13 protein-coding genes are annotated in these 12,089 nt (G+C 64.2%); all 13 read right to left on the bottom strand.

What is annotated here, in order from left to right:
• Positions 1-6 precede the first annotated feature (6 nt).
• A complete protein-coding gene (locus tag HBH1_RS22950) occupies positions 7-1,266 on the bottom strand; it encodes an RsmB/NOP family class I SAM-dependent RNA methyltransferase (RefSeq protein WP_077236531.1) in 1,260 nt (419 codons plus the stop codon).
• Between the two features lie 63 nt (positions 1,267-1,329).
• Positions 1,330-1,941, bottom strand: a complete 612-nt coding sequence (gene purN / locus HBH1_RS22945; protein ID WP_102664522.1) for a phosphoribosylglycinamide formyltransferase — start codon at positions 1,939-1,941, stop codon at positions 1,330-1,332.
• Between the two features lie 130 nt (positions 1,942-2,071).
• Complete coding sequence (locus tag HBH1_RS22940; protein ID WP_233207686.1) at positions 2,072-2,539, bottom strand: barstar family protein; 468 nt, start codon at positions 2,537-2,539, stop codon at positions 2,072-2,074.
• Positions 2,540-2,586: 47 nt separating this feature from the next.
• Entirely contained in the window at positions 2,587-2,982 is a 396-nt protein-coding gene (locus HBH1_RS22935; RefSeq protein WP_102664521.1) for a guanyl-specific ribonuclease, read from the bottom strand.
• A gap of 125 nt (positions 2,983-3,107) precedes the next feature.
• Positions 3,108-4,313 carry a patatin-like phospholipase family protein gene (locus tag HBH1_RS22930; RefSeq protein ID WP_102664520.1) on the bottom strand — a complete coding sequence of 402 codons (1,206 nt, stop codon included), beginning with the start codon at positions 4,311-4,313 and terminating at the stop codon, positions 3,108-3,110.
• A gap of 60 nt (positions 4,314-4,373) precedes the next feature.
• Positions 4,374-5,132, bottom strand: a complete 759-nt coding sequence (locus HBH1_RS22925) for an SDR family NAD(P)-dependent oxidoreductase (RefSeq protein WP_102664519.1) — start codon at positions 5,130-5,132, stop codon at positions 4,374-4,376.
• A 212-nt stretch (positions 5,133-5,344) separates the two neighbouring features.
• Positions 5,345-7,387, bottom strand: a complete 2,043-nt coding sequence (locus tag HBH1_RS22915; RefSeq protein WP_199181644.1) for a sodium-translocating pyrophosphatase — start codon at positions 7,385-7,387, stop codon at positions 5,345-5,347.
• Between the two features lie 327 nt (positions 7,388-7,714).
• On the bottom strand, positions 7,715-8,371 hold the full coding sequence (gene adk, locus HBH1_RS22910; protein ID WP_006463742.1) for an adenylate kinase: 657 nt from the start codon (positions 8,369-8,371) through the stop codon (positions 7,715-7,717).
• A gap of 288 nt (positions 8,372-8,659) precedes the next feature.
• On the bottom strand, positions 8,660-9,475 hold the full coding sequence (kdsB, locus tag HBH1_RS22905) for a 3-deoxy-manno-octulosonate cytidylyltransferase (protein ID WP_102664516.1): 816 nt from the start codon (positions 9,473-9,475) through the stop codon (positions 8,660-8,662).
• Between the two features lie 33 nt (positions 9,476-9,508).
• The gene (locus tag HBH1_RS22900; protein WP_077236536.1) at positions 9,509-9,724 is read right to left on the bottom strand and encodes a Trm112 family protein; all 216 of its coding nucleotides are present in this window, start codon (positions 9,722-9,724) and stop codon (positions 9,509-9,511) included.
• Positions 9,705-10,739 carry a tetraacyldisaccharide 4'-kinase gene (gene lpxK, locus HBH1_RS22895; protein ID WP_102664515.1) on the bottom strand — a complete coding sequence of 345 codons (1,035 nt, stop codon included), beginning with the start codon at positions 10,737-10,739 and terminating at the stop codon, positions 9,705-9,707. Before lpxK ends, HBH1_RS22900 begins: the two co-directional genes overlap by 20 nt.
• Before the next feature lie 84 nt (positions 10,740-10,823).
• Positions 10,824-11,252, bottom strand: a complete 429-nt coding sequence (locus tag HBH1_RS22890; RefSeq protein WP_006463746.1) for an ExbD/TolR family protein — start codon at positions 11,250-11,252, stop codon at positions 10,824-10,826.
• Between the two features lie 16 nt (positions 11,253-11,268).
• Positions 11,269-11,874, bottom strand: coding sequence for a MotA/TolQ/ExbB proton channel family protein (locus tag HBH1_RS22885; protein ID WP_006463747.1), 606 nt, complete (start codon positions 11,872-11,874; stop codon positions 11,269-11,271).
• Positions 11,875-12,089 lie beyond the last annotated feature (215 nt).

The following is a 12,089-nucleotide window of genomic DNA, read 5'->3' as shown; positions in this document are numbered from 1 at the left end:
GGCGCTTCATGCCGCGCGGCGCTCCAGCACGGCCGCAAAGAAGCCGTCGGTCTGATGCAGGTGCGGCAGCAACTTCAGGTAGTCGCCCATGTCCAGCGCAATCTTCTGCTCGGCCAGGACCTCGCTCATCGGACGCAGGATGAAATCCGGGTGCGACTGCAGGAAGTCGGCGATGACTTCGTCGTTCTCTTCTTCCAGGATGCTGCAGGTGCCATACACCAGGCGACCGCCCGGGCGCACCAGGCGGGCCGCGCTGGCCAGGATGGAGCCCTGCTTGGCGCGCATCTCGCCCAGGGTTTCCACGGACTGGCGCCATTTCATGTCGGGGTTGCGACGCAGGGTGCCCAGGCCGCTGCAGGGCGCATCGACCAGCACGCGATCGAGCTTGCCGGCCAGGCGCTTGACCTTGGCGTCGTTCTCGTGGGCGATCACCACCGGGTGCACGTTGGACAGGCCGCTGCGCGCCAGGCGCGGCTTGAGCTTGGCCAGGCGCTTTTCGGACACGTCGAAGGCATACAGGCGACCGGTATTGCGCATCAGCGCACCCAGGGCCAGGGTCTTGCCACCGGCGCCGGCACAGAAATCGACCACCATCTCACCGCGCTTGGCGCCGACGATCTGGGCCAGCAACTGGCTGCCTTCATCCTGTACTTCGATGGCGCCTTCCTTGAACACCGGGATGTTCTGCAGCGCCGGTTTCTTGAACACGCGCAGGCCCAGTGGTGAATACGGGGTCGGCTCACAGGCCACCGGGGCCTTGGCCAGTTCGGCGATGACGGTGTCGCGGTCCGACTTGATGGTGTTCACGCGAAGGTCCAGCGGGGCCGGGCGGTTCATGGCGTCGGCCAGTTCCAGGGTAGCCGCCTCGCCCATGCGGGCCACCAGCTTGTCCCACAGCCAGGGCGGCAGGTTGCTGCGCATCTGCGGCGCCAGCTGGGTACGATCGATCTGGGCCACACGCTCCAGCCATTCGGCCTCGCCTTCCTGCAGGCCGGCGATGGATTCGGCACCGACAGCATCGGCCAGGCCCAGCAGGGCCAGGCGGCGCATCATCGGACCGATGCCGGACTCGGCGAAGTTGGTCAGCACCGTCTTGTTGCGCAGCAGGCCATAGACGGCCTCGGCGATGACGCCGCGTTCGCGGCTGCCCAGACGCGGGTTGTCGCGGAAATAACGCGACAGCGTCACGTCGGCCGGGCCGGTGAAGCGCAGCACTTCGCGCAGCAGTTCTTCGGTATGGGGAATGATCGCGGGAGGCAATCTCATGCTAGGTCCTTCAGTTTCAATTCAAGATAAGTGATGCGCAGGCCGCCACGGCCGGCAGGCAATTCAGGCCGCGCCCGTCAGGCGCACGCGGGCGCCCTCCAGTATCAGGCGGCCGTCGATGAACCAGCGCACGGCGCGCGGGTAGATCGCATGTTCCTGTTCCAGCACGCGCTGGGCCAGCGTTTCCTCGCTGTCCTCTTCCAGCACCGGCACGGCCGCCTGGGCCACGATGGGGCCGTGGTCGAGATCGGGCGTGACGAAATGCACCGTGGCGCCATGCAGCTTCACGCCGGCGGCCAAGGCCTGCCGGTGCGTCGCCAGGCCCGGAAAACTGGGCAGCAGGGACGGATGGATGTTGAGCATGCGGCCCTGGTAATGGTCCACGAAAGGCGCCGTCAAGATGCGCATGAAGCCGGCCAGGACCACCAGGTCAGGGGCAAACGCATCGATGCGATCGCGCAGTGCGGCGTCGAACAGATCACGCGTGGGATAGTCGCGATTGGCGATGACGGCGGTGGCAATACCGTGCCGGGCGGCGAATTCCAGGCCACTGGCATCAGCGCGGTTGCTGATGACGGCGGCGATTCTGGCAGGCCACCGCTCGGCCTGTGCGGCACGGACGATGGCTTCCATATTGCTGCCCCGTCCGGAAATCAGGATGACGATGCTTCTCATGGGGTCGCATTGTACCTGCTGCCGGCCCGGCTGCCGCCGTTTTTCACAATGCGAAAGGCTGAGCGTGGCGTAAATGGTTTATCCGGATGTACCCCGAATGTGCCGGGATGTGCCCGGATTGCTGCGCAATTTACTGGAAGGAATAGAAAACCCGGAACGGCACCTTCTTTTCGGCCCAGTAATCGGCGGCATCGCGGAACACGTCCAGCAGGGTCTCCCGGGCTTCCTTGTCGAACTTCTGGGTATTGGGCAGTTGCTCCAGCACCACGACGAAGCCGATCTGCTTGCCGGCCTTGTGGGTCAGGTCGGTCAGGCAATCATGCAAAGCGTCAAAATTCTTGCCGAAATGCCGGGGAAAATGGAAGGCGCTGGCGATGGTGCTCAACACCTGCTGCTTGGTGACGGCCTCGGCACAATAGGCATAGAGAAAATGCTGCTCCAGATGCGCGGCCTCCTGCTGCAGCTCGTTCACGCGGAAGGCGCGAATGGACTGCACGATATTGGGCGGCACCGTTTTAAACAAACTCATTCTCCCTTCAGTATCCATAGGCGGGGCTGTGTGGCTGTCGTGGTTGATCTGGCTGACCTGGGCTGACACGCGTGCTGCGACAGGGCCCGGTGCCCTGCCCTGCTGCCTGACCGCGATCAATCGCGGATCCGGCGGAAGCTCTTGTAGTGATCGCTCGTGTAATAGTATTCGCCGGAAGACTTGGGATCCCCGCCACTGATGATGCGTCGGGCGCCCCGGTTGCGGGCGCGCGGCGTCTTGACAGTGTATTCGCGATAATACCCGCGCTTCTGCCTGGGTAAAACCCCTTCGTAATTGCCGAAGACGGCACCATCCTTTTCATACGGGAAAGGCCCGCCCTCGCGGATCAGGGCCATGGTCTGCTGGGCCTCGCGCGGCAGCTGGTCGAGGTTCACTTCGGGCAGACCGCCCGGCTCCGGGCCACGTGCATGCACGGGCGCGGCCAGCATCAGGGCGGTGAGCAGCACCAGCCAAAGCTTCATGAATATCGAAGAAATGAATCGAGCTCGCATCTGCGTGGTCCGTGGTTATTCTATGAATTGCAATTTTGTCAATTAAAAACAACAGCACCCGGTAGATTAACTTGTTGCTTTCAGCTAGGCAACCACGGCAGGGCCAGGGCTTGACCGGCAGCAAATCAGGCAGAGGCTTGGAGCAATTGCACCGTGTCCGGTTCAAAAAAGGCCAGCACTTCCTCGCGCTTGGCGTAGGTGTCGCTCTCGCCCAGGGCGATCAACTCGTTGGTGAAGCTCTGTTCGAACAACAGGTAGGACGCCAATGCCGAACCACGGGCCTCGGTCGCGCCGATGCCGCCCAGCATGGTGCGGATCGGGCGCGGCAGGCTGCTCACGTGACGGCTGGCGATGCTGTCGATGCGGTGCGAGGGCGAGATCACCAGGGTGCGGATGGGTTTCAAGGGCGTGTGGCGACGCTGCTCCTCGTTCAACACCGAGAGGGTCTGGTTGACCCGGTTGATGCGTTCGATGTCGGCCGACAGGCCATCCAGGAAGATGCCCGACATCGCATGCCCCGCCACCTGCGCCAGGCTGGGATAGTGGGGCGTATTGGTGGGCGCCTGCTCGCCTTTCTCGCCCATGCGGCCGGCGCCGATGATGAGCACCTTGGTCGCGCCCAGGTGGATGGCCGGCGAGATCGGTGCGATCTGGCGCATGGAACCATCGCCGCAGTATTCGCAGCGCCCGTCGATATACACGGGAATGGCCGGGAAGATGAAGGGAATCGCCGACGAGGCCAACAGATGGTCGATGCCGATCTGGTCGCGGATGGCCAGACGCTGCGTGCGCCGCCAGGGCTCGATTTCCTCGGCGCATTGATAGAAGGTGATGTGCTGGCCGCTGGTATAGGACGAGGCGGTCACCGCCAGCGCATGCAGCTGTCCTTCCGCCAGCGCGGCATCCAGACGCGGCAAGTCCAGCAGGCGATGCAGCATGCTCACCAGGGGCGTGTTGTCCAGCAGGGAGTTGGGCGGGTTGGCGCGCCACTTGCGCAGCAGCCAGCCGAACGAGAACAACGACAGCCAGCGCGCCCCGGAGCGGATCACGCCCAGTGAATCGGCGCGGTAGACCTGCTCCACCTGGAAGTTGCTCCATACCGCCATCAGCTCGCGCACGGCCTCGCCGAAATCATCGGCGCGGCAGGCCAGCGCGGTACCGTTGATGGCACCGGCCGACGTGCCGCAGATGATGGGGAAGGGATTGCTGTGTACCGGCCAGCCGGCTTCGAGCAGGATCATCGAGAGCGCATTGAGCACCCCCACCTGATAGGCCGCCCGTGCGCCGCCGCCGGTCAGGATCAAGCCTGTTTTATGTTCCATTGTCTCCATGCGGGCAGCTTATCAGCAGCGCCCGCGCTGTGGACAAGAGAATTGGCAGGGAAATGCGGCCTATTTGGGGGGCATGCGGATGGCCCCATCCAGACGGATGGTCTCGCCGTTCAACATCACGTTCTCGATGATGCTCCTGGCCAGTTGCGCGTATTCGGTGGCGCGCCCCAGACGCGGCGGGAAGGGTACGGCCTGGCCCAGCGAGTCCAGCACTTCCTGCGGCATGGCCAGCATCATCGGCGTTTCGAAGATGCCGGGGGCAATGGTCATGACCCGGATACCGCTGCGCGACAGATCACGCGCCATCGGCAAGGTCATCGCCACGATGGCGCCCTTGGAGGCCGAATAGGCGGTCTGCCCGATCTGGCCGTCATACGCCGCCACCGAGGCGGTGTGGATGATGATGCCGCGCTCGCCCTCCGCCAGCGCCTCGCCCTTGGCCATGGCATCGGCCGCGAAGCGCGCCATGTTGAAGCTGCCGACCAGGTTGATGTTGAGCGTCTTCATGAACAGCGCCATGGTATGCGGACCGTTCTTGCCGATCAGCTTTTCGGCCGGGGCGATACCGGCACAATTGATCAGGCCGCGCAGGCTGCCCAGCCCTTGCGCGGCCTGCACCACCGCCTGCGCATCGTCCTCGGAACTGACATCGCAGCGCACGAAGACGCCGCCCAGTTCCTGCGCCAGCGCGCTGCCGGTTTCCTGGTTCAGGTCGGCCAGCACCGGCTTGCCGCCGGCGGCGGCGATCATGCGCGCAGTGGCCGCGCCCAGACCGGATGCTGCGCCGGTGACGATGAAAACATTTCCTTCGATACGCATGGAGTCTCCTGTTTTTTATCTCGCTGACCCGGACGGATGGCCCGGGTCGCCGTGGCCTGATGATGAGGTGATGCCTCAGGCCGCATTATTTGACGGATCGGCCGGCCTGGCAATGTCTGCCGGGCATGGCGATTCCGTGGTGGCGGAGATTATGCGCAGGCCGCCGCGCCCCGACTATCGGCGCGGCGACAATTGCACGACTGCAGACCGGCTCAGTTAGGGATGTTCGGCAACAGCGGCACCAGCAGCAGCGCTACGATGTTGATGATCTTGATCAGCGGATTGACCGCCGGTCCCGCCGTGTCCTTGTAGGGATCGCCCACGGTGTCACCCGTGACCGCCGCCTTGTGGGCATCGGAACCCTTGCCGCCGTGATGACCGTCTTCGATGTATTTCTTGGCGTTGTCCCAGGCGCCGCCACCGGTGGTCATCGAGATCGCCACGAACAGGCCGGTGACGATGGTGCCCATCAGCAGGCCGCCCAGCGCCGAGGCCCCCAGCAGCAGGCCCACCAGGATCGGCACGATCACCGGCAGGAGTGACGGCAGGATCATCTCGCGGATGGCCGAGGAGGTCAGCATGTCGACCGCTTTGTCGTATTCCGGCCGTCCGCTGCCATCCATGATGCCCTTGATCTCGCAGAACTGGCGCCGCACCTCGACCACCACCGCGCCGGCCGCCCGCCCCACCGCTTCCATCGCCATCGCGCCGAACAGGTAGGGAATCAGGCCGCCGATGAACAGCCCGATGATCACCGCCGGACTGGAGAGGTCGAAGCTGGCCGTCTTGCCCACCGATTCCAGCGCATGCGTGTAATCGGCGAACAGCACCAGCGCCGCCAGCCCGGCCGAACCGATGGCATAGCCCTTGGTAACGGCCTTGGTGGTATTGCCCACCGCATCCAGCGGATCGGTGATGGCCCGCACCGAGTCAGGCAGGCCGGACATCTCGGCAATGCCGCCGGCATTGTCGGTGATGGGGCCATAGGCATCCAGCGCCACCACGATGCCGGCCATGGACAGCATGGCGGTTGCCGCGATGGCGATGCCATACAGGCCCGCCAGCCAGTACGACACCAGGATCGCCGCGCACACCGCCAGCACCGGATAGGCGGTCGACTTCATCGACACACCCAGCCCGGCGATGATGTTGGTGCCATGACCGGTGGTGGAGGCCTCGGCGATATGGCGCACCGGCTTGAAGTCGGTGCCGGTGTAGTACTCGGTGATATAGACCATCAGGCCGGTCAGCACGATGCCAACCACCGCCGCGCCCATCAGCGGCACGCGCAATTCGGGCGGCAGCAGCAGCCAGGTGACCAGCGCGAAGCCTACCAGCGACAGCCCGGCCGACCACCACAAGCCGGTATAGAGCGCCGACATGATCTTCTTGCCCGGCTGCGCCTTGACCATCGCGCAGCCGACGATGGAGGCCAGGATCGACACCCCGCCCAGCGCCAGCGGATACAGCACGGCCAGCGTCTCCATGCCCTGCAGCACCAGGGTACCCAGCAGCATGGTGGCGATCAGCGTGACCACGTAGGTCTCGAACAGATCGGCCGCCATCCCGGCACAGTCGCCCACGTTGTCGCCGACGTTATCGGCGATCACCGCCGGATTGCGCGGATCGTCCTCGGGAATGCCGGCCTCGACCTTGCCCACCAGGTCGGCGCCCACATCGGCACCCTTGGTGAAGATCCCCCCGCCCAGGCGGGCAAAGATGGAAATGAGCGAGGCCCCGAAAGCCAGCCCGATCAACGGCTGGATGGCGTCGTGCAGACTGGCCGCGCGCCCCTGTCCATAGACATACAGGACCCAGAAGAACAGCGACACTCCCAGCAGCCCCAGTCCCACCACCAGCATCCCGGTGATCGCCCCGCCACGAAATGCCACGGCGAGCGCCTCGTTCATGCCCCGCGTGGCTGCCTGGGCGGTGCGCACATTGGCCCGCACCGAGACATTCATGCCGATGAAACCGCAGGCGCCCGACAGCACCGCCCCCAGCAGGAAGCCGACGGCGGTCAGCCAGCCCAGTCCGGGGATGAGGGCAATGACGATCAGCAGCACCACGCCGACCATGGCGATGGTGCGGTACTGCCGCGCCAGATAGGCCGCCGCGCCCTGCTGGATGGCCAGTGCGATTTCCTGCATGCGGGGGTTGCCGGGGTCCTGCTTGAGAATCCAGCTACGCGAGACGAGGCCATAGATCACCGCGACAATGCCGCAGGCAATGGCAAACCACAGGGCAAGTGCCATCTTTATCTCCTTTTGTTATCACGACTCATCAACAATCACGAACATCCGCCGTGGCGCCCGGGTCGGGCATCGCTGCCCTGTCACCCACGCATCACCGCCGATACTGCGCCTGCAAATTACGTCGCCCTTCTTATTGGAGTTGTTGTGCTTGCCGGGGCTGCGACCGCCACACCCTCGGGCGGGTGCGGACGGCGACCAATTCCGATTGACCTCGCCGATTGACCGCGATCTGCCGCGATCTATCGATTTATTAGTTTTCGAGCTCTTCCGCTCTTTGTGTCAGCCTTCAAAAGGCTAAAAAAAAAGCGGACCGTAGTCCGCTTTACTTTACTCCGCCAGGGCGGCAAATGCACGATCCCTGATTTCTTCCACCGGACCCACGCCGGCGATCTTGCGATACTTCGGCGCACCCGGCTGGCCCGATTCGGCCCACTTGCCGTAGTAGCCCAGCAGCACTTCGGTCTGGTCATGGTAGACCGACAGGCGCTTCTTGACGGTTTCTTCCTTGTCGTCGTCGCGCTGGACGAGCGCTTCGCCGGTGATGTCATCCTTGCCCTCGACCTTGGGCGGGTTGAACTTGACGTGGTAGCTGCGGCCCGAACCCGGGTGCACGCGACGGCCGCTCATGCGCTCGACGATGGCGCTGTCGGGGACGTCGATTTCCAGCACGTAGTCGATGGCCACGCCGGCTTCCTTCATGGCGTCAGCCTGACGGGTGGTGCGCGGGAAGCCGTCGAACAGGTAGCCATTGGCGCAATCCGGCTGTTGCAGACGGTCCTTGACCAGGCCGATGATGATGTCGTCGGAAACCAGACCACCCGCATCCATCACCTTCTTGGCGGCGATACCCAGCTCGGTACCCGCCGCCACCGCAGCACGCAGCATGTCGCCGGTGGAGATCTGCGGAATGTTGAATTTTTCCTTGATAAAAGTGGCTTGCGTGCCTTTACCGGCACCAGGCGCTCCTAAAAGGATGAGGCGCATAGGGTTTCCTAAATTGAGGTTTTTGAAAATTTGAATGCTTGAATTCTTTTGCGACGGGATGACAGAGGATGCCTGCCATCTACACGGTTATGCAGCTTGTTTGCGCGCCGTTTGCGTCAGCTCCGGGACGAAACTTACCACAAAATCTTACCGAACCATGACAAACGCCTGATTTTTAAGCAGTCTCCTGGCCCTGATTGTGTCCTGTCAGCTTGACAGGGAACTTACAGCAAGCGGCACCGGCCGGCCTTGCGCCGGATCATGCCAGGATGGCTGCCCATCTGCCTATCAGAGTGCGGAGATGCTTTGCACCAGGGCACTGTCGGGCGGGGCCTCGAAATGCTTGCGCACGCGCAACAGGTCCTCGAGCGTATCGACACCGGCTTCCGGCACCAGCGAAGTGACATGCACGGCAATCGCATGGCCGTGCCACAGTACGCGCAGCTGTTCCAGCGCCTCGATGCGTTCCAGCGGGGCCGGCGTGAGCGTGGGATAGAGCTGCAGGAAACGGTTGCTGTAGGCATACAGTCCGATATGGCGCAGCGGTACGTATTCGTTGGCGTGATCGGGGCCACTGGCGTCCGGCAACACCTCGCGTGATTGGGCGAAGGCATCGCGATGCCAGGGAATGGTGGCCCGCGAAAAATACATGGCGCAGCCTTCCTTGTTCAGCACCACCTTGACCACATTGGGATTGAAGGCATCGGCCGCGCTCTCGATGGCATGCGCAGCCGTTGCCATGGGCACGCCGGACTTGATGTGAGCGGCGGTGGCGGCGATCAGGCCGGGGTCGATCAGCGGTTCGTCACCCTGCACGTTGACCACCACGGCATCCTCGGCCAGATCCATGGCGGCGGCCACCTCGGCGATGCGGTCGGTGCCGGAGGGATGGTCGGCGCGGGTCATGGCCACCTCCACGCCATGCGCCTGGCAGGCGGCATGGATGTCGTGGTGATCGGTGGCCACGATGATGCGTGCGGCACCGGACAGGGCCGCACGCTCGGCCACCCGCACGATCATCGGCTTGCCGCCGAGGTCGGCCAGGGGCTTGTTGGGCAGGCGCGTGGAAGCCAGGCGCGCCGGGATGATGACGGTGAAGGTCATGGGATCAGCCGCAGCAGGAAGGGAAAATCGGGGTCAGGCTGCCGGAGCCGGCGGCACGGAAGTACCTGAAGCAGCCGCAGGCGCAGCGCCCAGTTCACGGGCTTCATCGGCCCACATGATGGGGATGCCGTCACGGATGGGGTAGGCCAGCTTGTCTGCCTTGCAGATCAGTTCCTGGGCTTTCTTGTCGTAGTCCAGGGGACCTTTGCAGATGGGGCAAACCAGGATATCAAGCAGTCGGGCGTTCACGGAGTTTCTCCACTATATGTTCAGCCAGCGCGCCGTCGATGCGCGCTGTTACGGGCACGACCCAGATGCGCGGGTCGTTTCGGATGGCCTCGATAGCCCTGCATTTTACTGCATCCTTTTCCGTGATCAGGATGACATCGGCGGCAAGGCCTGCAAAGGGATCGATGGCGAAGTCGTAATGGTCGGGCAAGGGGTGGCGGGCAAAGCTCAGGCCGGCCCCTTCCAGCGTGGCGAAAAAGCGCTCGGGATGGCCGATGCCGGCCACCGCCGCCAGGCGCACGCCGCCCTCGCCCATCTGCGCCAATGGCTTGCGCGCCTGCGGTGGCGCCAGTTGCACGGCCTCGTCAGCCTGCAGGCGCATGGCATGCACGCCGGCCGGAGCCTTACCCTGCAAGCCAACATTGAGCACCGAGAAATCACGCCGGCGCGAAGCCGGCTCGCGCAAGGGGCCGGCCGGCAACAGCCAGCCATTGCCCACGCCCCGTGCATCGGAGAGGACGATCTCGATATCGCGCCCCAATGCGTAATGCTGCAGCCCGTCGTCGGAGATGATCACATCCACCTCTGGGTGCGCCGCCAGCAGGCTGCGCGCCGCAGCAACCCGGCGCCGCCCCACCACCAGCGGCACGCCGGTACGCTGGGCGATCAGCAGCGGCTCATCACCGACCTGCGCTGCCGCAGCCTCGGGGCTGACCTCCAGGGTCTGCCCGGCACCGTTGCCTCCTCCATAGCCACGCGAAATCACGCCCGGATGCAAACCGGCCGCCCGCAGCGCCTCGATCAGCCAGATCGCAAAAGGCGTCTTGCCGGTCCCGCCGACGAAGACATTACCCACCACGATCACCGGTACCGGCAGGCGCTCGGCGCGCTTGATGCCCAACGCAAAGAGCAGCCGGCGCAACGCCGCCAGGGCGCCGAACAGCAGCGACAGCGGCCACAGCGCGCAGGCCAGCACGCCACGGGATTGCCAGGCGCGGCTCAGGATGGCTTCGGCAGTGGTCCTGGAATCGGCCATGGTTTCAATCCGTCATCAAGAAAAAGCGTGGCGCCAAGGCCAAGGCCCTGACGCCACGTCGAAAAACAAAAGCCTGTGGATAAATCACTTGCTGCTGGACTGCGCTGCAAAGGTCAGCTTGGGATACCCCGCCAGGCGCGCCGCCTCCATCACGTTGACCACGGTCTGGTGCGTGGCCAGTGCGTCGGCATTGATGATGATGACCGGGTCGCGCTGGCTGCCGCTGGCCTGCACGGCGGCCTGCATTTCCTCGGCGAGCCCCTGCGCATCACGCGCCGGGATGCGCTTGTTGTTGATCGCATAGCGCCCGCTGGCATCGATGGCGATGTTGATCTCGAAGGGCTGCTCCAGCGCCTTCTGGGCATCGGCCGTGGGCAGCGTGACCTGCAACGCGGTGAACTTGCTGTAGGTGGTGGTCACCATCAGGAAGATCACGATCACCAGCAGCACATCGATGAAGGGGATCAGGTTGATCTCCAGGTCTTCGCGGGGACGGCCCTTGCGGAAGTTCATGGTCGGCTCCGCGCAATCAACGGCGCACGTCGTGCACGATGTCCACGAACTTCACGGCCTGCTGCTCCATGTCCACCACGAAGCCATCCACCTGGGCGCGGAAGTGGCGGTAGAACACCAGCGCCGGCATGGCGATGGCCAGACCAAACCCGGTGTTGTAGAGCGCAATGGAGATACCGTGCGCCAGTTGCGCCGGGTTGGTGCCGACCGCATTCTGCGAGGCGAAGATCTCGATCATGCCCACCACGGTACCGAACAGGCCCATCAGCGGTGCCAGCGAGGCGATGGTACCCAGCGTGGTCAGGAAGCGCTCCAGCCGGTGCGCGGCGGCCTGGCCGGCTTCCTCGATGGCTTCCTTCATGACTTCGCGCGGGGCGTCGACATTGCGCAGGCCGGCAGCCAGCACCTGGCCCAGCGGCGAATTCTGTTCCAGCTTGTCGATCACGTCGTCGTTGACGCGACCGCTCTGATAGACCCGTACCACCTCCCCCAGCAGGTCCGGCGGCAGGATGCGCGGGCGGCGCAGATAGACCAGTCTTTCGATGACCAGCGCCAGGCCGATGATGGAAGCGATCAGCAAAGGCCAGATCGGCCAGCCGGCGGCGAGGATGATGGCGAGCAAAACGTACTCCTGTTGAGATGCGGTGAAGATTTGATTCTGTGGCAAAGAGACGACCCGCCGGGCAGGCCTTCTTCTGCGGTGCAGAATGTAGCCGGTTGCGTGCGCCTCGGCAAGCGCCGTCGGCTTGGCCTTACAATGCGGCATTGTATCGCCCCTGGATCACCTGCGCCCTCATGCCCACCGACAAGTTCCCACCCTTCCCCACCGCCCGCCCC

This window comes from Herbaspirillum sp. BH-1 (genome assembly GCF_002870055.1).
Lineage (GTDB): Bacteria > Pseudomonadota > Gammaproteobacteria > Burkholderiales > Burkholderiaceae_D > Herbaspirillum > Herbaspirillum frisingense.
This window is presented reverse-complemented; position numbering and strand designations above follow the sequence as displayed.